The organism is Methylobacterium currus (assembly GCF_003058325.1).
GTDB classification, from domain to species: Bacteria; Pseudomonadota; Alphaproteobacteria; order Rhizobiales; family Beijerinckiaceae; genus Methylobacterium; species Methylobacterium currus.
In genome coordinates this window covers 3,274,366-3,300,923 of sequence record NZ_CP028843.1, presented here as the reverse complement: position 1 = coordinate 3,300,923, position 26,558 = coordinate 3,274,366, and the positions used below count along the sequence as shown (strand labels likewise).

Below are 26,558 nucleotides of genomic sequence, written 5' to 3'. Positions count from 1 at the left end.
GTTTTAACCATGCGCTAGGCAGATTGTGCCGGTCAAAACCCGGAAGGCCCGCCCGTGTCGGTCACCGATCTCCCCCTCGTCGCGATGTTGCGCAACCGGATGCAATGGCAGCAGACGCGCCAGAAGGTCCTGGCCGAGAACGTTGCCAATGCCGACACGCCCGGCTTCCGGGCCCGCGAGCTCAAGGCGCCGCGCTTCCGTCCGGACGGAAGCCTCGCGGCCGCCGGCCTGCCGGGGGTCGGCCTGGAGCGCACCAGCCTCGTGCATCTCGCCGGCACCGGCCAGGCCGCCCCGCCCGAGGAGCGGACGGGCACGCGTTTCGAGATGATGCCGAGCGGCAACGCCGTCAGCCTCGAGGACGAGATGCTGAAGGCGGCCGACAATCAGGGCGACTACCAGCTCGCCAGCCTCCTCTACCGCAAGAGCCTGCAGACTCTGCGCATCGCGGTCGGCAAGTAGACGGCGCCCGGCAAGTAGACTGTAAGCGGCAAGTCGACTGCGCACGTCAAGCAGGCTCTCTCGCCGAATAGGCCCTTTCGTCGCGTCCCCGCCGTCCCGGCCTGCCACGGCCGGCCCTTCCCCATTGCATCGTCAGCCCGACCCGAGGTGGGTTCCATGGATTTCAACAAGGCGATCGGCATCGCAGCCTCCGGGCTCAAGGTCCAGTCCGGCCGGATGCGGGTGATCTCGGAGAACATCGCCAACGCGGATTCGGCGCCGACCAGCGCCGCTGCCGAGCCCTACCGGCGCAAGATCCCGACCTTCAGCAACCACGTCGACCGCGAGCTCGACGCGTCGGTGGTGGATCTCGGGCGTGTGCGCCGCGACCAGAGCCCGTTCCGCTCCAAGCAGGACCCGGGCAACCCCGCCGCCGACGCCAACGGCACGGTGCGCATGCCCAACGTCAACGTCCTGGTCGAGACCGTCGACATGCGCGAGGCCCAGCGCTCCTACGAGGCGAACCTCAACATGGTCACGCTCACCAACCGCATGGTGTCCCGCACCATCGACATCCTGAAAGCCTGACCATGACCACCAATGCTTTCGCGGCCGGCGCCTACGCGGCCATCCAGACCATGGGTCGCGCTCCCACTTCCGGCATCGCCGGTGCGGGGGAGGCCGGCTTCACCCAGCTCCTGTCCTCCGCCCTCGACGGCGTGGCGGAAGCCGGCAAGCGCGCCGACGACCAGGCCATGTCGGTCGCTGCCGGGAAGGCCAACGTCGTCGACGTGGTGACGGCGGTGGCCGAGAGCGAGACCGCCCTCCAGACCCTGGTGGCTGTGCGCGACCGGGTGATCTCGGCCTACGAGGACATCATGCGGATGCAGATTTAAGGAATCGTTGGCGCCGATGACCGGTCTCGCCATCCTCGACGTCGCGCGCGACGGCATCGTCACCTTCCTGAAGGTCGCCGGCCCCCCGATGGTCGTCGCCCTGGTCGTCGGCCTGGCGGTCTCGCTGTTCCAGGCCCTGACCCAGATCCAGGAGCAGACCCTGATCTACGTGCCGAAGATCGTCGCGGTCCTCGCCGCGATGATGCTGATGCTGCCCTTCATGGGCGATGCGCTCGCCGGCTACATGACCCGGATCGCCGCCCGCATCGCCGCGGGCGGCTGAGCGGGCGCGGATTCCCGCCGCAAATTCGAGTATCCCTGAAGTCCGACTTCCCCGTTCCCCGATTCGGCCCGGACGTGAACCTCCTCCTGCCCGGCCTCGCCTCGGCCTATCTCCTGACCTTCGCGCGGGTCGGCACGCTGGTGATGCTGATGCCGGGCGTCGGCGAGGCGATGGTGACGCCGCGCCTGCGCCTCGCCTTCGCGCTGCTGCTGTCGCTGGTGCTGTTCCCGGTCGCCCGCCCGCTGCTCCCCGGGGGAACCGGGCCGGAGCCGGGCGGTCCCGGCGCGGCCCTGATCGGCGTGCTCATCGGCGAGATCGCGGTCGGTCTGGTGCTGGGCCTGAGCGTGCGGGCGGTGATCGCCGCGCTCCAGACTGCCGGCACGATCATCGCCCAGCAGCTCGGCCTCGCCTACGCGATGACGGTCGATCCCTCGCTCGGCAACCAGCAGGCGACGCTCGGCAGCTTCCTGAGCCTGCTCGGCCTCACCCTGGTGCTCGCCGCCGACCTGCACCACCTGGCCCTCGCGGGCATCCGCGATTCCTACGCCCTGATGCCGCCGGTCGGCGTGCCGGCGACCGGCGACGCCGCCACCTTCGCGGTGCGGGCGGTGGCCCGCGGCTTCACCCTGGCGGTGCAGATCTCGGCGCCCTTCATCGCCTTCGGCATCCTGTTCAACCTCGGCCTCGGCGTGCTCTCGCGCCTGATGCCGCAGATGCAGGTGTTCTTCGTCGCCACCCCGGCCGCGATCCTGATCGGCATGCTGGTCTTCCTGGCCACGATCGGGGTCATCATGGGCGTGTTCGTCGACGATCTCGGCCGCTTCCTGGCCGATCTCGGGAGGGCGTGAGGGGATGTCGGAGCAGGCCGACCAGGAAGACCGCACCGAAGACCCGACCCAGCGCCGCCTCGACGACGCGATCAAGCGGGGCGACGTCGCCACCAGCCAGGAGGTCAACACCTTCCTGATGCTCGGGGCCTTCACGCTGGTGCTGATGGTCGGAGCGGCGCCCCTCGCCCGCGGCCTGCTGACCGACCTGCGCGGCCTGCTCGCCCACCTGCACGAGGTGCCGTCGGATCCGGCCGGCTACCTCGCCTTCGGCCGCCGGGCGCTCGTCGCCGGCCTGCTCGCCCTCGCGGTGCCGATGGGCGCGGTGGCGGCGGCGGGCCTCGTCGGCGGCCTCGTCCAGCACCCCCTGGTCTGGACCACCGAGACGCTCGCGGCCAAGTGGAGCCGGGTCTCGCCGATGGCCGGCGCCAAGCGGCTGTTCGGCCCCGAGGCGTGGTTCCAGTTCGGCAAGGGCGTCGTCAAGATCCTGCTCGTCGGCGTCGCCGCGGGCCTCGTCCTGTGGGGCGACCGCGACCGGCTCGAAGCCTTCGCGCGGCTCGAGCCGCAAGGCGTGCTCCAGGCCACCCTGGCGCTCTGCCTGCGGCTGATGGGCGCGGTGCTGGCAGCCTACGTCGTCGTCACCCTCGGCGACGCGCTCTACCAGCGCTTCCGCTGGCGGGCGCGCCTGCGCATGTCGAAGCAGGAGCTCAAGGAGGAGCTGAAGGAGCAGGACGGCAACCCGGAGGTGAAGGGGCGCATGCGCCAGATCCGCATGCAGCGGGTCAAGAAGCGCATGATGGCGGCTGTGCCGGGCGCGAGCGTGGTCGTCACCAACCCGACCCACTACGCGGTGGCGCTTCGCTACGAGGCCGGGATGGCCGCCCCGGTCTGCGTCGCCAAGGGCGTCGATGCGCTGGCATTGCGCATCCGCGAGGTGGCGCGCGAGAACGGCGTGCCGGTGGTCGAGAACCCGCCGCTGGCCCGCGCGCTCCACGCCACCGTCGAGATCGACGCCGCGGTGCCGCCCGAGCATTACCGCGCCGTGGCCGAGGTGATCGGCTACGTGCTGCGCCTGCGCCGGCGCCACTGAGCCTTGTGAGCGTTGCGCCTGGTCCGCGGCGGCCGTGTCGTGCGAAGCACTGATCCGGCGGATCCGGCCCCGGAACGAACCGGGTTCATTCCACGGAAACGCCGCGCCTGCTAGGGATCGGACGAGACCGGCCTCCAGGGCCGCAGAATTGGGGTCCGGCTTCCACGGCCGGCCCCTGGGGAGTGTCGAGGCGACATGCCGGAGTTGAGCTCATCCGCGGCGGAGGCCGCCCTCGACCGCTCCGAGCGGCCCGGCCGGGTCAGCCTGCTCCTGCTGCTCGCCGGCCTCCTGGTCGGCGCGGCCGTGGGCCTGAGCTTCGTCGCCAACGAGCAGGCCCAGCCGATCATCCTCGGCCTCCTGGCGCTGCTGGCCATGGCGGGCGTGTTCTGCCTGTTCGCCTTCGCGATCGGGGCGATCCAGCTCACCGGCCAGGGCACCCGCAACGACGTCACCAAGGCGGTGGTCGATGCCGCGCCCGACGGCATGATTGCCATGGAGGAGGGCGGCCGGCCGATCTACGCCAATGCCGCCTACCTGAAGCTCGCCGGCAGCGACACCTTCACCAACCTGCGCCCCGTCGAGCGGGTCTTCGTCGGCTCGCCGGAGGTCTCGGAGGCGGTCTACCGCCTCGCGCAAGCCGCGCGCGAGGGCCGCTCCCTGTCGGAGGAGATCCGCATGGCGCCCCCGCCCGGCGGGGCGGCGGAGCGCGACTTCGCCTGGTTCCGCATCGGCGTGCGGCCGCTGCCGCTGCCGCGCCGGCCGGTGGCCCTGTGGAGCGTCGCCGACATCACCCATGAGCGCGAGCGCCAGGAGAACGTCTTCCAGGAGCTCCAGCACGCGATCGACTACCTCGATCACGCCCCGGCCGGCTTCATGGCGGTCGATCCCAAGGGCTCGGTCGTCTACATGAACGCGACGCTGGCGGCCTGGCTCGGCCACGACCTGGCGCAGGTCGGCTCGGGAGGCTTGCGCCTGTCCGAGATCCTGCCCGACGATCTCGGGCCGGTCCTGATCGGCGGCAAGGGCGAGCCCGGCGAGGTCCGCACCGACCGCTTCGACCTCGACCTGCGCCGGCGCAACGGCCACCCGCTCTCGGCCCGGCTCTACCACCGCGTCGCCTACGGCCAGGACGGGCGGCCCGGGGATTCGCGCACCCTGGTGCTCAACCGCTCCGCCGGCGAGGAGAGCAGCGACGATCCGCAGCAGGCGGCCGAGCTGCGCTTCGACCGCTTCTTCAACACCAGCCCGGTCGCGGTGGCGACGCTCGCCGCCGACGGGCGGCTGGTCCGCGCCAACGCCTCCTTCGCCCGGCTGTTCGGCACCCTGCCGCGCACCGGCGACGGCAGCGAGTTGGGGCCGCCGGTGCGCGACTTCGTGGTCGAGCGCGACCGCCACGTGATCGAGGCCGCGGCGCGGGCCGCGGCGGAGGGGCGGGGTGACGTGCCGCCGGTCGAGATCGGGGTCTCGGCGCCGGTCAACCGCTCGGCCCGGATCTGGCTCAGCCCCGCCGGCACCGCCGGTGGCGCGGAGGGCGCGGTGATCCTCTACGCCCTCGACACCACGGCCCAGCACCAGCTCCAGCAGCAGGTCAACCAGGCCCAGAAGATGGAGATGGTCGGCCAGCTCGCCGGCGGCATCGCGCACGACTTCAACAACGTGCTCCAGGCGATCATCGGCTACTCGGACCTCCTGCTGGCGAGCCACCGGCCGACCGATCCGGCCTTCCAGGACATCATGCAGATCAAGCAGAACGCCAACCGGGCCGCCAGCCTGGTGCGGCAGCTGCTGGCCTTCTCGCGCCGCCAGACCCTGCGGCCGGAGGTGATCCACCTCGGCGAGGCCCTCTCTGACCTCACCCTGCTGCTCAAGCGCCTGCTCGGCGAGCGGGTCGAGCTCGACCTCAAGCACGGCCGCGACCTCTGGCCGGTCAAGGCCGATGTCAACCAGTTCGAGCAGGTGATCGTGAACCTCGCGGTCAATGCCCGCGACGCGATGCCGGACGGCGGGCGCCTGCTGATCCGCACCGCCAACATGACCGCGGAGGCTGTAGGGGCCTTGCGCCTCAATGGCCTGCCGGGCGCCGACCACGTCCTGATCGAGGTCAGCGACACCGGCACCGGCATGACCCCGGAGGTGATGGAAAAGATCTTCGAGCCGTTCTTCACGACGAAGGAGGTCAACAAGGGCACGGGCTTAGGCCTGTCGACGGTGTTCGGCATCGTCAAGCAGTCGGGCGGCTACATCGACGTGCGCTCGACCGTCGGCCAGGGCACGGTCTTCGCCATCTACCTGCCGCGCCACGTACCGGTGCCGGAGACGGAGGCGCCCGAGGCCCTGCCCGCGCTCGCCCCGCCCGCCTCCGGAACCGCCCCGGCCGCTACGGCGGCCGCGCCCGCGGCGGAAGCCCCGAAGGCGCCCGCCCGCGACCTCACCGGCCGCGGCACGATCCTGCTCGTCGAGGACGAGGATCCGGTCCGCGCCGTCAACGGCCGGGCGCTCACCGCCCGCGGCTACACCGTGCTCGAGGCGGCCTCGGGCCTCGAGGCGCTGCAGATCATGCAGGAGCGCGACGTGCCGGTCGACCTCGTCGTCTCTGACGTGGTGATGCCCGAGATGGACGGCCCGACCCTGCTGCGCGAATTGCGCAAGGCCCATCCGGCCCTCAAGGTGATCTTCGTCTCCGGCTACGCCGAGGACGCCTTCCGCAAGAACCTGCCCGACGGCGAGGAATTCAACTTCCTGCCCAAGCCCTTCAGCCTCAAGCAACTCGTCGAGACGGTGAAGACCACGATGGCGGGGTGAGGGCTGCGCGGGTCGCATCCTTGTGGCCGCCCGCCGGGCTTACATCCCTGTATGGAACGCGGAGGCGGCCACAAAGAGCGCGATCAGCATGCGCGAACTCCAGAAGATGTCGGCCGGCGCGATCCAGGCGCTGCCGCATGCGATGCCGATCAAGAACGGCGCTGCGACCGTCGGCATCCTGCTGCCGATTCACCGTGCGTCTCCGGAGTGCATGCGCAGGGTGATGGCTGAGGTCCGGGCGGGTGCGGAGAAATATTCGCCGGAAGAGAACGCCGCCATCGATCGGCTCCTGGCCGAGCGCGGCGCCGAGTGACGGAGAAGCTGGCCGCCACGAGTCTTCCTCGGCGGCGGCCTTCCAGCATGTTGGTCGTCGATACCACCATTATTTTGAGCGCCGCCCTGGGGCCCCGTTCCGCATCGATTGTCGACTCGCTCGCCGACCGAAGAGCCGTGGCGACATCCGCACGTGTCGCCGAGGAGGTTCGACGCGTCCTGGGCGGCGTTTCGGATCTCCCGGCGGGAGCACCAGGGCACGCCGAGGTGATCCTTGCAGGCATCGATGTCATCGACGCCTCGTATGACTCTGACCGCGTCGAGGATGCGGCGCGCGTCCTGTGCGACGCCGTCGCGTCCCGCAACGGGTCGACGAGCGACGCTCGCCTTCTGCGGCTGGCTCCTCGACGCCGACATCGCGAGCCACCGCCGCGACTTCGCCGGAACCGGCTGGCCGTCCTGCTCGACCGCCAACCTCACGCGCTTCCTCGCGGGTGCCTGAGCGCGCCGGAATCTCACAACGATTCTCCGGCCCGCCCTTGCCGAATGAGAACAAAACGAGTACGTAAAACCCAGCCGCGCGATTGAGACTTGCCGCCCCTCCTGCCATAAGGACCCGCCGAGATGGCTCAGCCCCAGATGCGACTGGTGGAAAACCCGACCATGGACAAAGACAAGTCGAAGGCGATCGACGCCGCCCTCGCCCAGATCGAGCGCGCCTTCGGCAAGGGCTCGATCATGCGCCTCGGCAAGGGCGACAAGGTGCAGGAGGTCGAGGTCGTCTCGACCGGGTCGCTGGGCCTCGACATCGCGCTCGGCGTCGGCGGCCTGCCGCGCGGGCGCGTGATCGAGATCTACGGGCCGGAATCCTCCGGCAAGACCACGCTTGCCCTCCACACCATCGCCGAGGCCCAGAAGAAGGGCGGCGTCTGCGCCTTCGTGGATGCCGAGCACGCCCTCGATCCGGTCTATGCCCGCAAGCTCGGCGTCAACCTCGACGATCTGCTGATCTCGCAGCCCGATACCGGCGAGCAGGCCCTCGAGATCACCGACACCCTGGTGCGCTCCGGCGCCATCGACGTGCTGGTGGTCGATTCGGTAGCGGCGCTGACCCCGCGGGCCGAGATCGAGGGCGAGATGGGCGACCAGCAGCCGGGCCTCCAGGCCCGCCTGATGAGCCAGGCCCTGCGCAAGCTCACCGGCTCGATCTCGCGCTCGAACTGCATGGTCATCTTCATCAACCAGATCCGGATGAAGATCGGCGTGATGTATGGCAGCCCCGAGACCACCACGGGCGGCAACGCCCTGAAGTTCTACGCCTCGGTGCGGCTCGATATCCGCCGCATCTCGACCCTCAAGGACCGCGACCAGCCGATCGGCAACAGCGTCCGGGTCAAGGTGGTCAAGAACAAGGTGGCGCCGCCGTTCAAGCAGGTCGAGTTCGACATCATGTTCGGCGAGGGCGTGTCGAAGGTCGGCGAGCTGATCGACCTTGGCGTCAAGGCCGGCATCGTCGAGAAGTCGGGCGCCTGGTTTTCCTACGACAGCCAGCGCCTCGGCCAGGGCCGCGAGAACTCGAAGGGCTTCCTGCGCGACAACCCCGACATCGCCAACAAGATCGAGGCCTCGATCCGGCAGAATTCGGGATTGGTCGCCGACCGGATCCTCGAGAACGCCACGCCGACGGCCGACGATCTCGACGAGGGCAGTGCCTGATCCGACGGATCAGTCCTGACGACATCCGGGGCCGCCGCGCGACGAGCGCGGCGGCTCTTTTCCGTTACAGTCCCGGCCCGGCCCAGCCGAACAGCCCGGCGAACACGAAGCCGATGCCGACGATCGCCACGCCCCAGACGGGCGTGCGGATCCACGGGATGCCGAAGCCATAGATCGGCAGGTAGAGGAGCCGGGCCCAGAAATAGAGCTGGGCTCCCCACGCCACCGCGCCGCCCTGCCGGCCCGAGACCGCCGCCGCCAGGACCAGGGCGGCGAAGAGCGGGAAGGTCTCGAAGAAGTTCTTGGAGGCGCGCTGCAGCCGGGCGGCGGCGCCGGTGACCTCGCCCTCGCTCTCGCGGTTGCCTGCCGCCCAGGCCAGCCCGCCGCGCTGGCCGAGCCCGGCGGCGGAGGCGGCGACGATGTGGACGAAGCCGAGGGCGGCCGAGAAGGCGAGAAGGCGGATGTCTTCGGTCATCGGGGCGTGGATCCTGGCGGGCGCGAACAGCCGCGCTTGTCCGCCGTCACATAGCGGCGCTGCCCCGCCTCGACACGGGGGGAACGCGTGACTAAAGACACGCGAATGCATCCGCGGGCCGCCCGCCGGTGCGCCCTGTTTCCAGCCCGCCCGCCCGGCCCGCCTTCCGCAGAGACGATTCTTCCCATGAGTGGCGTCAACGAGATCCGGTCCACCTTCCTGGACTACTTCGCCAAGCACGGCCACGAAGCGGTGCCGTCCTCGCCGCTGGTGCCGCGCAACGACCCGACGTTGATGTTCACCAACGCCGGCATGGTGCAGTTCAAGAACGTCTTCACCGGCGTCGAGAAGCGGCCTTACCAGCGCGCCGTCACGGCCCAGAAATGCGTCCGCGCCGGCGGCAAGCACAACGATCTCGACAATGTCGGGTACACCGCGCGCCACCACACCTTCTTCGAGATGCTGGGCAACTTCTCGTTCGGCGACTACTTCAAGCCGCTCGCCATCGAGCTGGCCTGGAACCTCGTCACGAAGGAGTTCGGGCTCTCGCCCGAGAAGCTGCTGGTCACGGTCTATGCCGACGACGAGGACGCCGCCACCCTGTGGCGCAAGATCGCCGGCTTCTCCGACGACCGCATCATCCGCATCAACACCTCCGACAATTTCTGGCAGATGGGCGATACCGGCCCCTGCGGCCCGTGCTCGGAGATCTTCATCGACCAGGGTCCGGAGCTGTGGGGCGGGCCGCCCGGCAGCCCGGAGGAGGACGGCGACCGCTTCCTCGAATTCTGGAACCTCGTGTTCATGCAATACGAGCAGATCGAGCCGGGCAACCGGGTCGGCCTGCCGCGGCCCTCGATCGATACCGGCATGGGCCTCGAGCGCATGGCGGCGATCCTCCAGGGCGTGAAGAGCAACTACGACACCGACCTGTTCCGCAGCCTGATCGATGCCGTGGCGCATCAGGTCGGGCGGGCGCCGGAGGGCAAGCAGACGGCGTCCTACCGGGTGATCGCCGACCACCTGCGCGCGTCGTCCTTCCTCGTCGCCGACGGGGTGCTGCCGAGCAACGAGGGCCGCGGCTACGTGCTGCGCCGGATCATGCGCCGGGCCATGCGCCACGCCCAGCTGCTCGGCGCCCGCGACCCGATGATGTACCGGCTGGTGCCGACGCTCGTGCGGGAGATGGGCCAGGCCTATCCCGAGCTGGCGCGGGCCGAGAGCCTGATCGCCGAGACCCTGCGCCTGGAGGAGACCCGCTTCCGCCGCACGCTGGAGCGCGGCCTGTCGATCCTCGACGCCGAGACCCGCGACCTCTCTGAAGGCCAGAGCCTGTCGGGCGAGACCGCCTTCACGCTCTACGACACCTACGGCTTCCCCCTCGACCTGACCCAGGACGCGCTGAAGTCCCGCGGCATCGCCGTCGACACGGAGGGCTTCTCGGCCGCGATGGAGCGCCAGCGCGCGGCCGCCCGCGCCGCTTGGGTCGGCTCGGGCGAGGCCGCTACCGAGACCCTGTGGTACGCCTTGCGCGAGCGCACCGGCGCCACCGAGTTCCTCGGCTACGACACCGAGGAGGCCGAGGCCGTCGTCACCGCGATCGTGCGGGGCGGCGCCGAGGTCGAGGCGATCAAGGCCGGCGAGGAAGGCCTGCTCGTCGTCACCCAGACGCCGTTCTACGGCGAGTCCGGCGGCCAGGTCGGCGATACCGGCACGGTGACGGGCCAATCCTCCAATGGCTCTGGCCTCAAGGCCCGTGTGACCGCGACCGAGAAGAAGCTCGGCGACCTCTTCGTCCATCACGTCGCGGTGGAGGAGGGATCTTTGAGCCTCGGCCAGCCGGTCGAGCTGAAGGTCGATCATGCGCGCCGCTCGGCGATCCGCGCCAACCACTCCGCCACCCACCTGCTGCACGAGGCCCTGCGCCAGGTGCTCGGCGACCACGTCGCCCAGAAGGGCTCGCTGGTCGCGCCCGAGCGCCTGCGCTTCGACATCAGCCACCCGAAGCCGATCGAGGCCGACGAGCTGGCCCAGGTCGAGGAGATCGCCAACCGGGTGCTGCTCCAGAACGAGCCGGTGGTGACGAAGCTGATGGCGGTCGACGATGCCATCGCGTCGGGCGCCCGCGCCCTGTTCGGCGAGAAGTACGGCGAGGAGGTGCGGGTGGTCTCGATGGGCCGCGACAGCGCCGCCGATGGCCGGGCCAAGACCTTCTCGGTCGAGCTCTGCGGCGGCACCCACGTCGCGCGCACCGGCGATATCGGCGTGGTGACGATCCTCGCCGAGAGCGCGGTCGGCGCCGGCGTGCGCCGGATCGAGGCGATGACGGGCGACACCGCCCGCCGCCACCTCGCCGGCGAGAGCCGTCAGCTCGCCGCGCTCGCGGGCCTGCTCAAGGTGCCGGTCGCCGAGGCGCCCGAGCGCCTGGCCGCCCTCCTCGACGAGCGTCGCCGAATGGAGCGCGAACTCTCCGATGCGCGCCGCAAGCTCGCCATGGGCGGGGGCGGCAGCGGGTCGGCCGACGACGGCGTGCGCGAGGTCGCGGGCGTCAAGCTGATGGCACGGGTCGTGCAAGGGGTCGAGATGCGCGACCTCAAGAGCCTGGCCGACGAGGGCAAGAAGCGGCTCGGCTCCGGGATCGTGGCGATCGTCGGCGTGGCGCCGGACGGCAAGGCCGGCCTCGTCGTCGGCGTGACCGAGGATCTGACCGGCCAGTTCGATGCCGTCGCCCTGGTGCGGGCGGGATCGGAGCGGCTCGGCGGCAAGGGCGGCGGCGGGCGCCGCGACATGGCCCAGGCCGGCGGTCCCGACGGCGCGGCGGCCGAGGTCGCCCTGGAGGCGATCACGGCCGCCCTCGCGGCGGCCTGAGGGGACTCGGATCGAGGAAACTCGAGCCGGGGAAACGTGAGGCCGCGCGCGGCCGGTCGGTGGCTGATATCGAAGCGTCACACATGATGCTTTAGAGCCACAGGCTAGGCTTGTGCGCGGCGCAGATGACGGCTCTTTGGCCGGGCGCGACGGCTCGTCTTCGACCACGTTCGCGTGCTCGGCGAGCTGTTCGCCCGCGTCACCTGAAATATTGCACCGTCAATTCCCTGGTCACGTCAAACCGCGGGCGGATACTGCCTTCATCGCGTCGGCCGGAGGCCGTGTTACTGCTTGGTGTTGATCTCGACCGGTTGTGCCCGATCATCCACCGATCTTGCACCCCTCGTATCGGCGAAGTAGAGGCTGCGGGACTACGATCCTAGCAAGGCGGGCCGACGCGCTTGCGCCATGATTGCCGGGCATGAGCTGCGGGATTAGTCAGGCCGCGCAATCTCGGAAGGTGGGCAGGAATGCAGGTCATCGATCAGGCGATCCCGGCGGTGAAGCTCGTGATCCCGAAGCGGCACGGCGACGCGCGCGGCTGGTTCTCGGAGACCTACCGCGCCGACATCCTGGCCGCCCACGGCATCGAGGACCACTTCATCCAGGACAACCAGTCCTTCTCGGCGCAGCAGGGCACCGTCCGCGGCCTGCACTTCCAGCGCCACCCCTTCGCCCAGGCCAAGCTGATCCGGGTTCTCTCCGGCGCGATCCTCGACGTCGCGGTGGACCTGCGCCGGGACCAGCCCACCTACGGCCGGCACGTCGCCGCCCGCCTCGACGCCGCGAACGGCCATCAGCTCTACGTCCCGATCGGGTTCGGCCACGGCTTCTGCACCCTCGAGCCGGACACGATGGTGGCCTACAAGGTCGCCGGCGGCGTCTACAGCCCGGAGCATGACGGCAACCTGCTCTGGAACGACCCCGATCTTGGCATCGACTGGCCGGTGAGCGAGGCCGAGGCCCAGCTCTCGGCCAAGGACAAGGTCGCGCCCCGCTTCGCGGACCTCCCGCCGCTGTTCTGACGCCGTCACGGGCAACGCCCTTTCTTCGGAGATCACCCACCCCATGCGCATTCTCGTCACGGGCGGCTGCGGCTTCATCGGCTCGGCCCTGGTCCTGCACCTCGTCCAAGACCTCGGCCACGAGGTCCTCACCCTCGACGCCCTGACCTACGCGGCGAACCCGATCTCGCTGATGCCGCTCAAGGGCAACAACCGGCACCGCTTCGCCGAAGCCGACATCTGCGACCACGAGACGGTCTCCGGCCTCTTCGCCGAGTTCCGCCCGCAAGCGGTGATGCATCTCGCCGCCGAGAGCCATGTCGACCGCTCGATCACCGGGCCGGGCGCCTTCATCCGCACCAACGTGGTCGGCACCCAGGTGATGCTGGAGGCGGCCCGCGCCTACTACAACACCCTCGAGGGTGCGGAGCGCGACGCCTTCCGCTTCCTCCACGTCTCGACCGACGAGGTCTACGGCTCGCTGCCGCCCGGCGGCTTCTTCACCGAGGAGAGCCGCTACGACCCGCGCTCGCCCTACTCGGCCTCGAAGGCGGCCTCCGACCACCTGGCCCGCGCCTGGCACGAGACCTACGGCCTGCCGGTGCTGGTGACCAACTGCTCGAACAATTACGGGCCCCGGCACTTCCCCGAGAAGCTGATCCCGCTGATGATCCTCAACGCGCTGGAGGGCAAGAACCTGCCGGTCTACGGCGACGGCCAGAACGAGCGCGACTGGATCCACGTCGAGGACCACGCCCGCGGCCTCGTCGCGGTGCTGGAGAAGGGCCGGATCGGCGAGACCTACCTGCTCGGCGGCCGCTCGGTGCGCAACAACCTCGACGTGGTGAAGACGCTCTGCGCGATCTTCGACCGGCTGCGCCCGGAGGCCGGCCCGCACGAGCGCCTGATCCAGTTCGTCACCGACCGCCCGGGCCACGACCGGCGCTACGCCATCGACCCGGGCAAGGCGGAGGCCGAAGTGGGCTACACGCCGTCCCGCACCTTCGAGCAGGCGCTGGAGGACACCGTGCGCTGGTACCTCGACAACGAGTCGTGGTGGCGCCCGATCCGCGAGGGCCGCTATTCCGGCGAGCGCCTCGGCCTGACGGCGGAGTGAGACGATGACGCGGGAGATCCTCGTCCTCGGCGGCGGCGGCCAGGTCGGCACCGAATTGCAGCGGCGATCCTGGGGCGAGGGCGTGGTCATCCACGCTCCCACCCGGGACGCCCTCGACATCACCGACGAGGCCGCGGTCGCCCGCGCGATCGCCGAACGGCCCTTCGCGGCGGTGATCAACACCGCCGCCTATACGGCGGTCGACAAGGCCGAGAGCGACGTGGCCGCCGCCTGGCGGCTCAACGCGCTCAGCGCCGCCTACCTGGCGGCGGAGACCGCGAAGGCCGGTATCCCGCTCGTCCACGTCTCGACCGACTACGTCTTCGACGGCTCGGGCAAGGGCGCCTACGCCACCGACGCCCCGGTGCACCCGGTGAGCGTCTACGGCGCCAGCAAGGCGGCCGGCGAGATGGCGGTGCGCACCGGCAATCCGCGCCACGCCGTGGTGCGCACGGCCTGGGTGGTGAGCCCGCACCGGGCGAACTTCGTCAAGACGATGCTGCGGCTCGCGGGTGAACGCGACAGGCTGACGGTGGTCGACGACCAGCGCGGCTGCCCGACCTCCGCGGGCGACCTCGCGGCGGCGCTCGTCGCCATCGCGCTGCGCCTCGCCGCGGACAGGGACGCACCCGCCGGCACCTATCACTGCGTCAATGCCGGGGCGACGACCTGGTACGACTTTGCGCGGGCCATCATGGCGGGCGCGGCCGCCCGCGGCGCCCGCGCGGTGCCGGTCGAGCCGATCCCGAGCACGGCCTTCAAGACCCCGGTCACCCGTCCCGCCAATTCCGAGCTCTCGACCGAGACGCTGACCGCCGCCTTCGGCCTCACGCCCCGCCCGTGGCAGGAAGCCCTCGACGACATCCTGGACCAGCTGATCGGTCCCGCTGCGAACCAAGCCTGAGGAGTATCAGATCATGAAGGGCATCGTGCTCGCCGGCGGATCCGGCACGCGGCTGCACCCGGCGACGCTGGCGATCAACAAGCAGCTGCTGCCGGTCTACGACAAGCCGATGATCTATTATCCGGTCTCGGTGCTGATGCTGGCCGGCATCCGCGACATCCTGCTGATCTCGTCGCCGGAGCACATCGACAACTACAAGCGCCTGTTCGGCACCGGCGAGCAGTTCGGCGTCAAAATTTCCTACGCGCTGCAGCCGAAGCCCGAGGGCCTGGCCCAGGCCTTCATCATCGGCCGCGAATTCGTCGGCGACGACTCGGTCGCGCTGGTGCTCGGCGACAACCTGTTCTTCGGGGCCGGCATGCGCCAGCTCCTGGCCAAGGCCCGCGCGCGCGAGACCGGCGCCACGGTCTTCGCCTACCACGTCGACCAGCCCGAGGCCTACGGCGTCGTCACCCTCGACAAGCAGGGCCGCGCCACCAAGCTCGTCGAGAAGCCGAAGAACCCGGAATCGCCCTGGGCGGTGACCGGCCTCTACTTCTACGACAACCAGGTACTGGACATCGCGGCGGCGGTGAAGCCCTCGCCCCGCGGCGAGCTTGAGATCACCGACGTCAACCAGGCCTATCTCGATCGCGGCCAGCTCCACGTCGAGTGCATGTCCCGCGGCTATGCCTGGCTCGATACGGGGACCCACGACAACCTGCTCGAGGCCGGCGAGTTCGTCCGCGTCATCCAGCACCGCCAGGGCATGCAGGTCGCCTGCCTGGAGGAGATCGCCTACCTTCAGGGCTTCATCACCCGCGAGCAGGTGGTGGCCCGCGGCCAGCTCTTCGCCAAGACCAATTACGGCCAGAGCCTGCTGCGCCTCGCCCGCGAGGAGGAGCCGGGTCAAGGTCTGCTCTGATCGCGGCCTGCTCCGACCGGGCCCTGTCCGGGTCCGCCGGTCCTTGGATCGAGGGCCGCGCCACCCCCGGGAGGGCGGCGCGGCCCTTCGCATGTCCGCTCCGCCCCGCCCGAAAAGACCGAGTTTTCGCCGCGCCCCGGCGCGTGCTAAGGCCGCTTCACGGCCAAGTCTGGCCCGGGACTAGTTCCGGACCAGGAGCCTCCCGGCGGGCGCGCGACTCTTCTTCAGGAATGGGCGACAGCATGAAGGACATCCTCGAACGGCTCGACCAGCGGCGCGCGCAGGCCCGGGTCGGCGGCGGCGAGAGCCGGGTGGCGGCGCAGCACAAGCGCGGCAAGCTCACGGCGCGCGAGCGCATCGAGCTCCTCCTCGACTCCGGGTCGTTCGAGGAGTTCGACATGTTCGTCCAGCACCGCTCGATCGATTTCGGGATGGAGAAGCAGAAGATCCCGGGCGATGGCGTCATCACCGGCTGGGGCACCATCAACGGCCGCGCCGTCTTCGTGTTCTCCAAGGACTTCACGGTCTTCGGCGGCTCGCTCTCCGAGGCGCACGCCCAGAAGATCATCAAGGTCCAGGACATGGCGCTCAAGATGCGCGCCCCGATCATCGGCCTGTTCGATGCCGGCGGCGCCCGCATCCAGGAGGGCGTCGCCGCGCTCGGCGGCTACGGCGAGGTCTTCAAGCGCAACGTCACCGCCTCGGGGGTGATCCCGCAGATCTCGGTCATCATGGGCCCCTGCGCAGGCGGCGACGTCTACTCGCCGGCGATGACCGACTTCATCTTCATGGTGCGCGACACGAGCTACATGTTCGTGACCGGGCCCGACGTGGTCAAGACCGTGACCAACGAGGTGGTCACGGCCGAGGAACTGGGCGGCGCCAAGGTCCACACCTCGAAATCCTCGATCGCCGACGGCTCCTACGAGAACGACGTCGAGGCGCTGCTGCAGATCCGGCGCCTGATGGATTTCCTGCCGGCCAACAACCAGGCCGGCGTGCCGGAGATCGAGAGCTTCGACGATGCCGCCCGCCTCGACCGCAGCCTCGACACCCTGATCCCCGACAACCCGAACAAGCCCTACGACATGGGCGAGCTGATCCGGCGGGTCGTCGACGAGGGCGACTTCTTCGAGATCCAGGCGGCGTATGCCCGCAACATCATCACGGGCTTCGGGCGCATCGAGGGCCGCACGGTCGGCTTCGTCGCCAACCAGCCGATGGTGCTGGCCGGCGTGCTCGACTCGGACGCCTCGCGCAAGGCCGCCCGCTTCGTGCGCTTCTGCGACGCGTTCTCGATCCCGATCGTCACTTTCGTCGACGTGCCGGGCTTCCTGCCCGGCACCGCGCAGGAATATGGCGGGCTGATCAAGCACGGCGCCAAGCTGCTCTTCGCCTACAGCCAGGCGACGGTGCCGCTCGTCACGGTCATCACCCGCAAGGCCTTCGGCGGCGCCTACGACGTGATGGCCTCGAAGCATGTCGGCGGCGACGTGAACTACGCCTGGCCCACCGCCCAGATCGCCGTGATGGGTGCCAAGGGCGCGGTCGAGATCATCTTCCGCCAGGATCTCGGCGATCCGGACAAGATCGCGGCGCGCACGGCCGAGTACGAGGAGCGATTCATGTCGCCCTTCGTGGCGGCCGAGCGCGGCTACATCGACGAGGTGATCATGCCGCACTCGACGCGGCGGCGCATCGCCCGGGCGCTCGCCATGCTGCGCACCAAGGAGAGCGAGCAGCCCTGGAAGAAGCACGACAACATCCCGCTCTGACACGGCGGGGACAACGACAGGGCGGCGAAGCCCGGCTTCGCCGCCCTGACTGAGGTCTCGCCGTTGCGGGTCTCGTCCCGGCCTCAGCCGGCCTTCAGGAACTTCTCGACGCTGCCCGTGAGGCCGCCAGAATGGCCGGCGAGGCTCTCCGACACCATCCGGACGGTCTCGGCGATCCGGCCGGTGGCGCTCGCGGCGTTCGAGACCGCCACGATGTTGGTCGAGACTTCCTGCGTCGAGGCCGCCTGCTGCTCGACGGCGCTGGCGATGGCGAGCGTCAGCCGCGACAGCTCCGCCACCGCATTGTTGATGGTGGCGATCGCCGCCACCGCCTCGCTGGTCGCGCCCTGGATGTCGCCGATGCGCTGGGTGATCTCGCCGGTGGCCTTGGCGGTCTGGCCGGCGAGTTCCTTGACTTCCGCCGCGACGACCGCGAAGCCGCGGCCCGCCGCGCCCGCCCGCGCCGCCTCGATCGTGGCGTTCAGCGCCAGCAGGTTGGTCTGGTCGGCGATGGTCGAGATCATGCCGACGACCGAATCGACCTCGCGGGCCTTGTTCGAGAGGGTGCGCACCGTGGCGTCGGTCGCCTCGGCCTGGGCGGCGATCTGCTGGGCGCGCTCGGAGACGCGCCCGACCTGGCCGGCGATCTCCTGGATCGAGGCCGTCATCTCCTCGGACCCCGCTGCCACCGTGGCGGCGCGATCGCGGGCCTCATCGGCCGAATGGCCGAGGCCGGCGGCGGAGCGCTGCATCTCCTCCACGGCCGCGCCCATGGCGTTGACCACCTGCGACACGTCGGAGGCCATGTTCACCTGCGCGGTCACCACCGCCCAGGTCAGCATCGGCCCGAGATAGGTGCCGTCCGGCCCCATGATCGCCGAGACCTGGAGGTCGAGCGTCTCCGGACCGAGCCTGATCTTGGTCCGGTGCGGCAGCCGGCTCGCATCGGCCAGCATCCGGCGCTGATGCGCGGGGTTCTTGTGGAAGACGTCGATCGAGGTCCCGACCATCAGGTCCGTCGAGACCGGCAGGTACTGCGCCAGCGGGCCGAGGGTGCGGCGCGACGCGCCGTTCATGTAGTCGATGCGGAACTCGTTGTGCGGATCGGCGGTCATCACCGCCACCGGCATCCCCTCGATCATCGTCAGGAGACGGCTGATCTCGTTCTTCTTCTTGGTGATGTCCGCCGCAAGCTTCACCACCTTGATGGGCTTGCCCGCGGCGTCGAGGATCGGGTTGTAGGTCGCCTCGAGCCAGATGCGCTTGCGGTTCTTGCCGAAGCGCAGGAACTCGTCGGCGAAGAACTGCCCCGCGCGCAGCTTGGTCCAGAACTCCGCATAGTCCGGCGCCGCGGCGGCCTCCGGATCGACGAACATCCGGTGATGCTGGCCGACGATCTCATCGAGACGATAGTTGAGAAGATTCAGGAAGTTGGCATTGGCCTTGATCACGGTGCCGTCGAGATCGAATTCGATGATGGCAAGGGACTTGTCGAAGGCGGCCAATGTTGCATCCGACACATTCTCACGCTGTTTCCGAAACATGCCGCGCCGCCCCCGAGATCGATAATCGTTCAAACCGTGGGTGAGAAGACTTAAATTTGATTTAAAATAGCGACTTGCTTAAATTCCTAATTCAGGGGCCTGACGGTAGGGAGTTTGCCGCGCGACGCGGCTGCGACCGCGGCAACGCTCGGGCATTCCAAGAAAAAGCTCCTGCCGACCGGGCCAGGGCACAGGGGCAGGGATGTCGGCGCAGCGACCCGGCCACGACGGCCGGCCGGCAATTAACCGTAACGCCGCGCGCGGAGTCTCGCGGCCCGTCCGGCGGCCGGACGGGCCGGGGATCGGGCCCCGGCCCGGCCGTGGGCGGTCAGACCGCGGTCAGGCCCTGCTCGCGGATCCAGGCCTGGGTGCGGTCCAGCGCGGTGCCGAGGCGGTCGAACAGGGTGTCGATCTCGTCCGGGCGGATCACCAGCGGCGGGCAGACCGCGACGCGGTCGCCGGTCAGGAAGCGGACGATCAGGCCCTCTTCCTGCGCGAAGGCGACGCAGCGGGCGGCGACGCCCGCCTTGGGGTCGTACTGGCGCTTCGTCGCCTTGTCGGCGACGATCTCGAGGCCGCCGATCAGGCCGAGCCCCTTCGCCTCGCCGACGAGCGGATGCTCCTCCAGGGCCGACAGGCGGCGCTGGAAGTGCGGCGCCTTCTCGGCCGCGCCCTCGATGATGCGGTCGCGCCGGTAGATCTCGATCGTCTTCAGGGCCACCGCGCTCGCCACCGGGTGGCCCGAATAGGTGGTGCCGTGCCCGAAGGTGCCGATCTTGCGGCTCTGATCCTGCATCGCCTGGTAGAGCGGCTCGTCGACCGTGACGCCGCCGAGCGGCATGTAGGCCGAGGTGAGCGCCTTGGCGAAGGACAGGCTGTGGGGCTTCATGCCCATGGCCTCGGAGCCGAACCAGGTGCCGAGCCGGCCGAAGCCGCAGATCACCTCGTCGGCGATCAGGCGCACGTCATAGCGGGCGAGCACCGGCTCGATCGCCGCGAAATAGCCCTTGGGCGGCACGATGGCGCCGCCCGCGCCCATCACCGGCTCGGCGATGAAGGCCGCCACGGTCTCCGGGCCTTCCCGCAGGATCATCTCCTCCAGCTCGGCGGCGAGGCGCGCCGAATAGGCCTCCTCGCTCTCGCCGGCCTCGGCGCCGCGATAATGGTGCGGGCAGGCGGCGTGCAGGAAGCCCGGCAGCGGCAGGTCCCAGTCGGCGTGGTTGGCGGTCAGCCCGGTGAGCGAGGCCGACGCCACCGTGACGCCGTGATAGCCCTTGTGCCGGCCGATGATCTTCTTCTTCTGCGGCCGGCCCAGCGCGTTGTTGAGGTACCAGGTCAGCTTGACCTGGGTGTCGTTGGCCTCCGAGCCCGAGGAGGTGAAGAACACCTTCGAGACCGGGATCGGCGCCAGCTCCTTCAGGGTCTCGGCGAGCTCGATCGCCGGGTCGTGGCTGCGGCCGGAGAAGAGGTGGGTGAAGGGCAGGCGCGCCATCTGCTCGCGGGCCGCCTCGACCAGCTCCTCGTTGGAATAGCCGAGCGCCGTGCACCACAGGCCCGCCATGCCCTCGAGATAGGGCCGTCCGTCGGTGTCGTAGACCCAGACGCCGTGGCCGCGCTCGAGCACCAGCGGCCCGGTCTGCCGGAAGGCCGCCAGGTTGGTGTAGGGGTGGATCAGGGTTTCGACGTCGCGGGTGGCGAGGTTCGAGAGCATCGTCGCGATCGCTTTCTCAAGGAGGGCTCGGAATGAGCCCAGTACTGTCTCTGGGAAGGGACTCGGAGGGAGCCCCGGCCGGCGGAGCAGAATTCGCTTGCGCCGTCACACTAGCGGCGCGATGCCGACGCACAACCCGGGCCGTCCTCGCGGCAGCCCCGCACATTCCTGGTCAGACCGACGCGCATGCTCGACCCCGCCGAATTCGTCTCGACGCCCGCGCCCGGCCGGGCCTGCGGCGCCTGTACACTATGCTGCAAGGTCTACGACGTGCCGGCGGTGGAGAGCGTGGCCGGGGAGTGGTGCCGCCACGCCAAACCCGGCCGCGGCTGCGGCATCCACGAGACGCGGCCCGGCCATTGCCGCGCCTTCCACTGCCTCTGGATGACGGAGGGCTGGCTCGGCCCGGAATGGAAGCCCGACAAGGCCAAGATGGTGCTGAGTCTCGACCCGACGACGCGCTTCCTGCACGTCCAGGTCGATCCGAGCCAGCCTTCGGTCTGGCGGCGGGAGCCGTATTACGGCCAGCTCAAGCGCTGGGCGGTCGCCTCGCTGCCGCAGCGCCGGCACGTGCTGGTCTTCGTCAACCGCAACGCCACCGTGGTGCTGCCGGACCGGGACGAGCCGCTCGGCATGTTCTCGCCCGGCGACCGGCTCGTCGCCCGCGAGCGGCGGACGCCGAACGGCATCGTCATCGACGTGGAGAAACGGACGGTGGTGTGAGGCGCCGGGACGGCTCGCGACGGCAACCCGGACCGCGGTGATCGCGGCCGGAGAGGGGCCCGAACGGGCTCCGTGTGACCTCCCCGGCTGCGGCCGGCGGGTCGCAAGGCGGCGCCGTGATCCCTGCACCCGTCCGCGGTCCCTCTTCCTGCGCCCCTTCTCGACACGCCGCCTCTCGCGGGCGGCCGAAGCGATGCGTCTCCGCACCGGACGATGGGGTCATGCAAACAGGAGGCGCGATCGCAATGCCCCCACGGCGTTCAGCCGCCGTCGGCCCGGGCGGCGTCGCGCCAGGCCAGCACCACCCGCTCCAGCTCGGCCACGTCGCCCGGGGGCAGCCGGCCGAGGGTGCGGCCGACATAGCCCCGCTGGGCCGCGATGCCGGTGCGGGCGAGCGCCAGCCCGGCCTCGGTCAGGTGCAGGGCGTGGGAGCGCCGGTCGCCCGGGATCGGGCGGCGCTCGACCAGGCCGGCCTCGACAAGCCGGTCGATCAGCCCCGAGACGTTGCCCTTGGTGACGTAGAGCCGCTCGGCGAGGTCCTGCTGCGTCAGGCCCTCGCGCTCGGACAGGGTCGAGAGCACGTCGAATTGCGGGATCGACAGCCCGACGGCCTTCAGCTCCGCCGCCACCGCGGCCGAGACGCGCCGGTGCAGGCGGAGGAAGCGGAACCAGACCCGCAGCGGGTCGGCCTCGGCCGGGGCGTCTGCCCCAGCCGCTGGGTGGGGGCGCGAGGATGCCGTCATCCAGATAGTTTACATCAGAACCATCCCGGTGCCACGCCTGACCTCTCCCGATCCACGACGGATGCGCCTCAAGGTCCCGCTCCCCCGCCCGCTCTAGCCGCCCCCGCACCGCTGCCATAAGCTAACGCCTGAAACCGCGGGCAAGAATGCTCCGGCGACCGAGGGCCGTGCCGACGAGCGCGGCCCCCTGAGGAAGCGCAAGGGAAGGACGACACGCCATGCTCGGCCTGATGCAGGACTGGCCCCTGCTGATCCACCGCATCATCGACTACGCCGCGCTCCAGCACGGAGCCCGCCCGGTGATCTCGCGCTCGGTCGAGGGGCCGATGCACCGGACCACCTATGCCGAGGTGCGGCAGCGGTCGTTGCGCCTGTCGAAGCGCCTCGCCGCCGACGGCATCCGCCTCGGCGACCGGGTCGCGACGCTCGCCTGGAACACCTGGCGCCACCTCGAGGCGTGGTACGGCATCACCGGCGTGGGGGCGATCTACCACACGGTCAATCCGCGCCTGTTCGAGGACCAGATCGCCTACATCATCAACCATGCCGAGGACCGGATCCTCCTCCTCGACCTGACCTTCGTGCCCCTGGTCGAGCGCCTGGCGGACAAGCTGCCGACGATCGAGCGGTACGTGATCCTCACCGACGGCGCCCACATGCCGCAGACGTCCCTGCGCAACGCCGTCGCGTACGAGGACTGGATCGCCGAGGCCGACGACGACTTCGCCTGGGCGACCTTCGAGGAGAACACCGCCGCCGGCCTCTGCTATACCTCGGGCACCACCGGCCTGCCGAAGGGCGTGCTCTACTCGCACCGCTCGAACGTGCTGCTGGCCCTGATGGTCAACAACCCGGCCTTCATCGCGCTCAAGCCTACCGACATGGCGATGCCGGTGGTGCCCCTGTTCCACGCCAATGCCTGGGGCTTCAGCTTCGCTGCGCCGATGACCGGCGCCGGGCTGGTGATGCCGGGGCCGAAGCTCGACGGCGCCTCGGTGCACGCGCTGCTCGAGGAGACCGGCGTCACCGTGACGGCGGCGGTGCCCACCGTCTGGCTCGGCCTGCTGCACTACCTCGACACGACGGGCCAGCGCCTGAGCCACCTGAAGCGCGTCGTGATCGGCGGCTCGGCCTGTCCGCGGGCGATGACCGAGCGCTTCGAGCGCGATTACGGCGTCACCGTCGACCATGCCTGGGGCATGACCGAGATGAGCCCGATCGGCTCCTACTGCTCGCTCAAGCCGGAGGTGGCCCATCTCGAGGGCGAGGCCCGCCTCGACCTCAAGATGAAGCAGGGCTACGCCCCCTTCGGGGTCGAGTTCCGGCTGACCGACGACGAGGGCCGCGACCTGCCCTGGGACGGCACGACCTTCGGGCGGCTCAAGGTCTCAGGTCTCGCGGTGGCGAAGGCCTATTACCGCAGCGACGAGCCGATCCTCGACGATCGCGGCTTCTTCGACACCGGCGACGTCGCCACCATCGATCCGAACGGCTACATGGCGATCACCGACCGCTCGAAGGACGTGATCAAGTCCGGCGGCGAGTGGATCTCCTCGATCGACCTCGAGAACCTGGCGGTCGGGCACCCGGACGTGGCGGAGGCCGCGGTGATCGGGGTGCAGCACCCGAAATGGGACGAGCGCCCGCTGCTCATCGTGGTGCCCAAGGAGGGCCGCACCCCCGACAAGGCCGACATCCTGGCCTTCATGGCGCCGCACATCGCCAAGTGGTGGATGCCCGACGACGTCGTGGTGGTGCAGCAGATCCCCCACACCGCCACCGGCAAGATCCAGAAGACCGCCCTGCGCGACCAGTTCCGCGATTACCGGCTGCCCGGAGCGGCGTGAGCCCGAAGCGGCGGGCGCCCGAAGGGTGCCCGTCTGCCTGTGCGGCCGGGCCGACCGCCCGGCCGACAGGTCCCGCGGCGCGACCTTATCGCGCGTCCGCCCCACGATGACGGACGCCGCCGCGCGCCCATCTCGTCGGGGCAGATGGTGCGGCAGCGGCGTGAGGGTGGCGTGCGGGACGATCTGACCGTCTACTACGATGGGGCCTGCCCGCTCTGCCGGACCGAGATCGGGCATTACCGGCGCTGTGCCGGGGCCGAGCGCGTGCGCTTCGTCGACCTCGCGACGATGGACGACGACGCGGCCTTGGGATCCGGGCTCGACCGGGCCGCCGCGCAGGCGCGGTTCCACGTCCGCGAGGCGGATGGGCGCCTCGTCTCCGGCGCGGCCGCCTTCGCGCGGCTCTGGCGCCGCTTGCCGGCCTGGCGCTGGCTCGGCCGGCTCGTCGAGCTCCGGGTGTTCGGGCGCCGCCCCGTGCTGGCCCTGTCCGAGGCGGCCTATCGCCTGTTCCTCCCGCTGCGGCCGCGCCTGGCGCGCGTGCTGAGCCGCAGCGGCCTCCTCCGGACATCGGCGTGAGGCACGGATCCGGGCGCCGCGCCGGCGGTGTGCCGCACGAGGTTTCCATACAATCGCAGCGGGGTGTCGCATGGGCAGCGCGGTCGTCGTCGGAGCCTCGGGCGGGATCGGTCGCGCCCTCGTCGCGGCGCTCGCCGCGGGCGGGGCGCATGAGACGGTCTTCGCCCTGTCGCGCTCGCCCATGCCGCAGCCCGGACCCGCGCGATCCCTGCCCGCCGACGTCACCGACGAGGACTCCATCGCGGCGGCGGCCCGCACCGTCGGGGAGTCCGGACCGGTCGATCTCGTCGTCGTCGCCAGCGGCATCCTGCACGGGCCGGGCGTCTCCCCCGAGAAGGCGATCCGGACGCTCGATCCGGCGGCGATGGCGACGGTGATGGCCGTCAACGCGATCGGCCCGGCGCTCGTGGCCAAGCACGTCCTGCCGCTGATGCCGCGCCGGGGGCGTCGCGTCTTCGCCGCCCTCTCGGCACGGGTCGGCTCGATCGGCGACAACCGGTTAGGCGGGTGGTACGCCTACCGGGCCTCGAAGGCGGCGTTGAACCAGATCCTGCGCACCCTCGCCGTCGAGACGGCGCGCACCCATCCCGAGCTGATCGTGGCGGGCCTGCATCCCGGGACCGTGCAGACGGCGCTGTCCCGGCCGTTCCGCCCGGATCCGGGACCCGGCCTGTTCGCGCCGGAGGAGAGCGCGGCCCATCTGGTGCGGGTCCTGAACGGGCTGCAGATCGGGGATTCCGGCCGGGTCTTCGCCTGGGACGGGCAGCCGATCCCGCCGTGAGGCGCCGCCGGGCGTGGCCCGGCCCGCCGCGCAGGATGCAGCCCGGGGCGCAACCAATGCCGCGCCTCTGCACTTGTCAGGGAGGAATTCCCGATTGGAAGGAGTGCACGATGCCGATGTGGAAGACCGTGGCCGAGCTGGCGGCCGAGCGCAACATCGACCTCAAGGCCGCGCAGACGCTGGCGGAAGCCTCGAACTGCCCGAAAGTGTTCGGGCTGCACGGCACCGTCTACCTGATCTGACCGCCGCGCCGGCCCTGGCCCGCTCGCGGGCCAGGCCTTGGCGAGGCCCATCCCATCGATCGATCGCTACATGGCGATCGTATTCGTTCGGTCGAGGCGCGATGCCGTCGTGATCGCCGCCCGACCGATATTTGCAAAAGTTTAATCCGAGCCGGCTACCGTGGGCGACGTTGTCATAGCGTATAGCGTCCCGGGATCATGACCATCGGCACGGCGAAATTCGGATCTCTCGAAGACAGCACCGCTCTCCTGCAGAGTCACGTCATGGCGATCTCCGAGGCGATCGCGCGGACGCGGCAGGAGATCGCCGAGATCCGGGAGGAGCAGGATGCCGGCCGCACCCGCGACGAGCTCAACGCCGTCGTGCGCGGCACCGAACAGGCCACCGACACGATCCTGACGGCCTCGGAGGCGGTCGATGCCCTCGCGGGCGGGATCGCCAGGCGGGCAAGGGACGTCGCGACCCGCGACGACGCGACCCGGGACGACGCCCTGGCCATCCAGGCCCAGATGCAGACGATCTTCGAGGCCTGCAACTTTCAGGACCTGACCGGCCAGCGGATCGCGAAGGTCGTGCGGACCATCGTCCTCGTCGAGGAGCGGGTCGCCGAGATGATGCGTCTCTGGTCGAGCTCGACCTCCGCCTCGAAGCCGGCGCCGGAGCGGCGCCAGGGCGAGGATTCCCTCCTCAACGGCCCCGCGCTGCCCGGCGACGCCGCCGTCTCGCAGGACGCCGTCGACGCGATGTTCCCCTAAAGGGGCCCCGTTCGCGGGTGGCGACGAGCCGCGCGGCCGATCGGCGCTGCCGAACCTGTCGCCCCGTCGGTGTCGGCGCAAGCATCCCGGGGACGGACTGCGCCGCGGAACTGCGTCAGGCGAAAGCTGTCGCGGTGCCGGGGCGCAGCGTCTCGGCATCCGACCCGAAGGCACGATCCGTGGTGTCGGCCGTCTCGGCTGTCGTCCGACGATCGAGGGCATGGGTGAGGCGGCCCCTGTCCCTCGGAGGAGTGGTGCGAGGA

At 70.2% G+C, this 26,558-nt stretch carries 26 protein-coding genes; 22 read left to right on the top strand and 4 right to left on the bottom strand.

Annotated features, from left to right (window positions below; genetic code table 11):
* Positions 1-54 precede the first annotated feature (54 nt).
* From flgB to recA, 10 genes are all read left to right on the top strand, one after another.
* Complete coding sequence (gene flgB, locus DA075_RS15460) at positions 55-459, top strand: flagellar basal body rod protein FlgB (RefSeq protein WP_099953988.1); 405 nt, start codon at positions 55-57, stop codon at positions 457-459.
* Positions 460-615: 156 nt separating this feature from the next.
* Positions 616-1,026, top strand: a complete 411-nt coding sequence (flgC, locus tag DA075_RS15455) for a flagellar basal body rod protein FlgC (RefSeq protein WP_099953987.1) — start codon at positions 616-618, stop codon at positions 1,024-1,026.
* Positions 1,027-1,028: 2 nt separating this feature from the next.
* Positions 1,029-1,334, top strand: a complete 306-nt coding sequence (fliE, locus tag DA075_RS15450) for a flagellar hook-basal body complex protein FliE (protein WP_099953986.1) — start codon at positions 1,029-1,031, stop codon at positions 1,332-1,334.
* Between the two features lie 16 nt (positions 1,335-1,350).
* On the top strand, positions 1,351-1,617 hold the full coding sequence (gene fliQ, locus DA075_RS15445) for a flagellar biosynthesis protein FliQ (protein ID WP_099953985.1): 267 nt from the start codon (positions 1,351-1,353) through the stop codon (positions 1,615-1,617).
* Positions 1,618-1,691: 74 nt separating this feature from the next.
* Positions 1,692-2,465, top strand: coding sequence for a flagellar biosynthetic protein FliR (gene fliR, locus DA075_RS15440; RefSeq protein ID WP_099953984.1), 774 nt, complete (start codon positions 1,692-1,694; stop codon positions 2,463-2,465).
* A 4-nt stretch (positions 2,466-2,469) separates the two neighbouring features.
* The gene (flhB, locus tag DA075_RS15435) at positions 2,470-3,534 is read left to right on the top strand and encodes a flagellar biosynthesis protein FlhB (RefSeq protein ID WP_099953983.1); all 1,065 of its coding nucleotides are present in this window, start codon (positions 2,470-2,472) and stop codon (positions 3,532-3,534) included.
* Positions 3,535-3,729: 195 nt separating this feature from the next.
* On the top strand, positions 3,730-6,336 hold the full coding sequence (gene cckA, locus DA075_RS15430) for a cell cycle histidine kinase CckA (protein WP_099953982.1): 2,607 nt from the start codon (positions 3,730-3,732) through the stop codon (positions 6,334-6,336).
* Between the two features lie 88 nt (positions 6,337-6,424).
* Positions 6,425-6,649 (top strand): hypothetical protein, encoded by a 225-nt coding sequence (locus tag DA075_RS15425; protein WP_099953981.1) that lies wholly within the window; start codon positions 6,425-6,427, stop codon positions 6,647-6,649.
* Positions 6,650-6,934: 285 nt separating this feature from the next.
* A complete protein-coding gene (locus tag DA075_RS36595) occupies positions 6,935-7,111 on the top strand; it encodes a hypothetical protein (protein WP_164712341.1) in 177 nt (58 codons plus the stop codon).
* Between the two features lie 122 nt (positions 7,112-7,233).
* A complete protein-coding gene (recA, locus tag DA075_RS15420) occupies positions 7,234-8,325 on the top strand; it encodes a recombinase RecA (RefSeq protein WP_099907065.1) in 1,092 nt (363 codons plus the stop codon).
* 64 nt (positions 8,326-8,389) lie between these two features.
* On the opposite strand, the gene DA075_RS15415 is transcribed toward recA, so the two are convergent.
* Positions 8,390-8,800, bottom strand: a complete 411-nt coding sequence (locus tag DA075_RS15415; RefSeq protein ID WP_099953980.1) for an MAPEG family protein — start codon at positions 8,798-8,800, stop codon at positions 8,390-8,392.
* Between the two features lie 186 nt (positions 8,801-8,986).
* Between DA075_RS15415 and alaS the strand changes: the two genes are divergently transcribed.
* The 6 genes from alaS to DA075_RS15385 all read left to right on the top strand — a co-directional run bounded on the left by alaS (position 8,987) and on the right by DA075_RS15385 (position 17,372).
* Positions 8,987-11,668, top strand: a complete 2,682-nt coding sequence (gene alaS, locus DA075_RS15410) for an alanine--tRNA ligase (protein ID WP_099953979.1) — start codon at positions 8,987-8,989, stop codon at positions 11,666-11,668.
* A gap of 470 nt (positions 11,669-12,138) precedes the next feature.
* Positions 12,139-12,693 carry a dTDP-4-dehydrorhamnose 3,5-epimerase gene (gene rfbC, locus DA075_RS15405; protein ID WP_099953978.1) on the top strand — a complete coding sequence of 185 codons (555 nt, stop codon included), beginning with the start codon at positions 12,139-12,141 and terminating at the stop codon, positions 12,691-12,693.
* Positions 12,694-12,736: 43 nt separating this feature from the next.
* On the top strand, positions 12,737-13,789 hold the full coding sequence (gene rfbB, locus DA075_RS15400; protein ID WP_099953977.1) for a dTDP-glucose 4,6-dehydratase: 1,053 nt from the start codon (positions 12,737-12,739) through the stop codon (positions 13,787-13,789).
* A gap of 4 nt (positions 13,790-13,793) precedes the next feature.
* Positions 13,794-14,693, top strand: coding sequence for a dTDP-4-dehydrorhamnose reductase (gene rfbD, locus DA075_RS15395; protein WP_099953976.1), 900 nt, complete (start codon positions 13,794-13,796; stop codon positions 14,691-14,693).
* Positions 14,694-14,706: 13 nt separating this feature from the next.
* Positions 14,707-15,597, top strand: a complete 891-nt coding sequence (rfbA, locus tag DA075_RS15390) for a glucose-1-phosphate thymidylyltransferase RfbA (RefSeq protein ID WP_099953975.1) — start codon at positions 14,707-14,709, stop codon at positions 15,595-15,597.
* Positions 15,598-15,839: 242 nt separating this feature from the next.
* Positions 15,840-17,372 (top strand): acyl-CoA carboxylase subunit beta, encoded by a 1,533-nt coding sequence (locus tag DA075_RS15385; protein ID WP_099956612.1) that lies wholly within the window; start codon positions 15,840-15,842, stop codon positions 17,370-17,372.
* Positions 17,373-17,455: 83 nt separating this feature from the next.
* Here the strand turns inward: DA075_RS15385 and DA075_RS15380 are convergent, their stop codons facing one another.
* Both DA075_RS15380 and DA075_RS15375 read right to left on the bottom strand, forming a co-directional pair.
* A complete protein-coding gene (locus DA075_RS15380; protein WP_099953974.1) occupies positions 17,456-18,916 on the bottom strand; it encodes a methyl-accepting chemotaxis protein in 1,461 nt (486 codons plus the stop codon).
* Positions 18,917-19,244: 328 nt separating this feature from the next.
* Positions 19,245-20,627 (bottom strand): aminotransferase, encoded by a 1,383-nt coding sequence (locus DA075_RS15375; protein WP_099953973.1) that lies wholly within the window; start codon positions 20,625-20,627, stop codon positions 19,245-19,247.
* A 186-nt stretch (positions 20,628-20,813) separates the two neighbouring features.
* On the opposite strand from DA075_RS15375, the gene DA075_RS15370 reads away from it, so the two are divergent.
* A complete protein-coding gene (locus DA075_RS15370; protein WP_099953972.1) occupies positions 20,814-21,350 on the top strand; it encodes a hypothetical protein in 537 nt (178 codons plus the stop codon).
* 260 nt (positions 21,351-21,610) lie between these two features.
* Here the strand turns inward: DA075_RS15370 and DA075_RS15365 are convergent, their stop codons facing one another.
* Complete coding sequence (locus DA075_RS15365; protein ID WP_099953971.1) at positions 21,611-22,093, bottom strand: MarR family winged helix-turn-helix transcriptional regulator; 483 nt, start codon at positions 22,091-22,093, stop codon at positions 21,611-21,613.
* A gap of 218 nt (positions 22,094-22,311) precedes the next feature.
* Between DA075_RS15365 and DA075_RS15360 the strand changes: the two genes are divergently transcribed.
* The 5 genes from DA075_RS15360 to DA075_RS15345 all read left to right on the top strand — a co-directional run bounded on the left by DA075_RS15360 (position 22,312) and on the right by DA075_RS15345 (position 26,295).
* Positions 22,312-23,940 carry a long-chain-fatty-acid--CoA ligase gene (locus DA075_RS15360; protein ID WP_099953970.1) on the top strand — a complete coding sequence of 543 codons (1,629 nt, stop codon included), beginning with the start codon at positions 22,312-22,314 and terminating at the stop codon, positions 23,938-23,940.
* Positions 23,941-24,111: 171 nt separating this feature from the next.
* The gene (locus tag DA075_RS15355) at positions 24,112-24,516 is read left to right on the top strand and encodes a thiol-disulfide oxidoreductase DCC family protein (protein ID WP_232388172.1); all 405 of its coding nucleotides are present in this window, start codon (positions 24,112-24,114) and stop codon (positions 24,514-24,516) included.
* A gap of 70 nt (positions 24,517-24,586) precedes the next feature.
* Positions 24,587-25,297, top strand: a complete 711-nt coding sequence (locus DA075_RS15350; RefSeq protein WP_099953968.1) for an SDR family NAD(P)-dependent oxidoreductase — start codon at positions 24,587-24,589, stop codon at positions 25,295-25,297.
* Between the two features lie 110 nt (positions 25,298-25,407).
* On the top strand, positions 25,408-25,539 hold the full coding sequence (locus tag DA075_RS38140) for a hypothetical protein (protein ID WP_269153960.1): 132 nt from the start codon (positions 25,408-25,410) through the stop codon (positions 25,537-25,539).
* A 264-nt stretch (positions 25,540-25,803) separates the two neighbouring features.
* Positions 25,804-26,295 (top strand): protein phosphatase CheZ, encoded by a 492-nt coding sequence (locus DA075_RS15345; protein WP_232388174.1) that lies wholly within the window; start codon positions 25,804-25,806, stop codon positions 26,293-26,295.
* Positions 26,296-26,558 lie beyond the last annotated feature (263 nt).

Excerpts from the sequence above, each read along its gene's own strand:
- flgC (WP_099953987.1), top strand. The coding sequence starts at position 616 with ATGGATTTCAACAAGGCGATCGGCATCGCAGCCTCCGGGCTCAAGGTC.
- fliE (WP_099953986.1), top strand. The coding sequence starts at position 1,029 with ATGACCACCAATGCTTTCGCGGCCGGCGCCTACGCGGCCATCCAGACC.
- fliQ (WP_099953985.1), top strand. The coding sequence starts at position 1,351 with ATGACCGGTCTCGCCATCCTCGACGTCGCGCGCGACGGCATCGTCACC.
- flhB (WP_099953983.1), top strand. The coding sequence starts at position 2,470 with ATGTCGGAGCAGGCCGACCAGGAAGACCGCACCGAAGACCCGACCCAG.
- cckA (WP_099953982.1), top strand. The coding sequence starts at position 3,730 with ATGCCGGAGTTGAGCTCATCCGCGGCGGAGGCCGCCCTCGACCGCTCC.
- DA075_RS15425 (WP_099953981.1), top strand. The coding sequence starts at position 6,425 with ATGCGCGAACTCCAGAAGATGTCGGCCGGCGCGATCCAGGCGCTGCCG.
- DA075_RS36595 (WP_164712341.1), top strand. The coding sequence starts at position 6,935 with ATGCGGCGCGCGTCCTGTGCGACGCCGTCGCGTCCCGCAACGGGTCGA.
- recA (WP_099907065.1), top strand. The coding sequence starts at position 7,234 with ATGGCTCAGCCCCAGATGCGACTGGTGGAAAACCCGACCATGGACAAA.
- DA075_RS15415 (WP_099953980.1), bottom strand. The coding sequence starts at position 8,800 with ATGACCGAAGACATCCGCCTTCTCGCCTTCTCGGCCGCCCTCGGCTTC.
- alaS (WP_099953979.1), top strand. The coding sequence starts at position 8,987 with ATGAGTGGCGTCAACGAGATCCGGTCCACCTTCCTGGACTACTTCGCC.
- rfbC (WP_099953978.1), top strand. The coding sequence starts at position 12,139 with ATGCAGGTCATCGATCAGGCGATCCCGGCGGTGAAGCTCGTGATCCCG.
- rfbB (WP_099953977.1), top strand. The coding sequence starts at position 12,737 with ATGCGCATTCTCGTCACGGGCGGCTGCGGCTTCATCGGCTCGGCCCTG.
- rfbD (WP_099953976.1), top strand. The coding sequence starts at position 13,794 with ATGACGCGGGAGATCCTCGTCCTCGGCGGCGGCGGCCAGGTCGGCACC.
- rfbA (WP_099953975.1), top strand. The coding sequence starts at position 14,707 with ATGAAGGGCATCGTGCTCGCCGGCGGATCCGGCACGCGGCTGCACCCG.
- DA075_RS15385 (WP_099956612.1), top strand. The coding sequence starts at position 15,840 with ATGAAGGACATCCTCGAACGGCTCGACCAGCGGCGCGCGCAGGCCCGG.
- DA075_RS15380 (WP_099953974.1), bottom strand. The coding sequence starts at position 18,916 with ATGTTTCGGAAACAGCGTGAGAATGTGTCGGATGCAACATTGGCCGCC.
- DA075_RS15375 (WP_099953973.1), bottom strand. The coding sequence starts at position 20,627 with ATGCTCTCGAACCTCGCCACCCGCGACGTCGAAACCCTGATCCACCCC.
- DA075_RS15370 (WP_099953972.1), top strand. The coding sequence starts at position 20,814 with ATGCTCGACCCCGCCGAATTCGTCTCGACGCCCGCGCCCGGCCGGGCC.
- DA075_RS15365 (WP_099953971.1), bottom strand. The coding sequence starts at position 22,093 with ATGACGGCATCCTCGCGCCCCCACCCAGCGGCTGGGGCAGACGCCCCG.
- DA075_RS15360 (WP_099953970.1), top strand. The coding sequence starts at position 22,312 with ATGCTCGGCCTGATGCAGGACTGGCCCCTGCTGATCCACCGCATCATC.
- DA075_RS15350 (WP_099953968.1), top strand. The coding sequence starts at position 24,587 with ATGGGCAGCGCGGTCGTCGTCGGAGCCTCGGGCGGGATCGGTCGCGCC.
- DA075_RS38140 (WP_269153960.1), top strand. The coding sequence starts at position 25,408 with ATGCCGATGTGGAAGACCGTGGCCGAGCTGGCGGCCGAGCGCAACATC.
- DA075_RS15345 (WP_232388174.1), top strand. The coding sequence starts at position 25,804 with ATGGCGATCTCCGAGGCGATCGCGCGGACGCGGCAGGAGATCGCCGAG.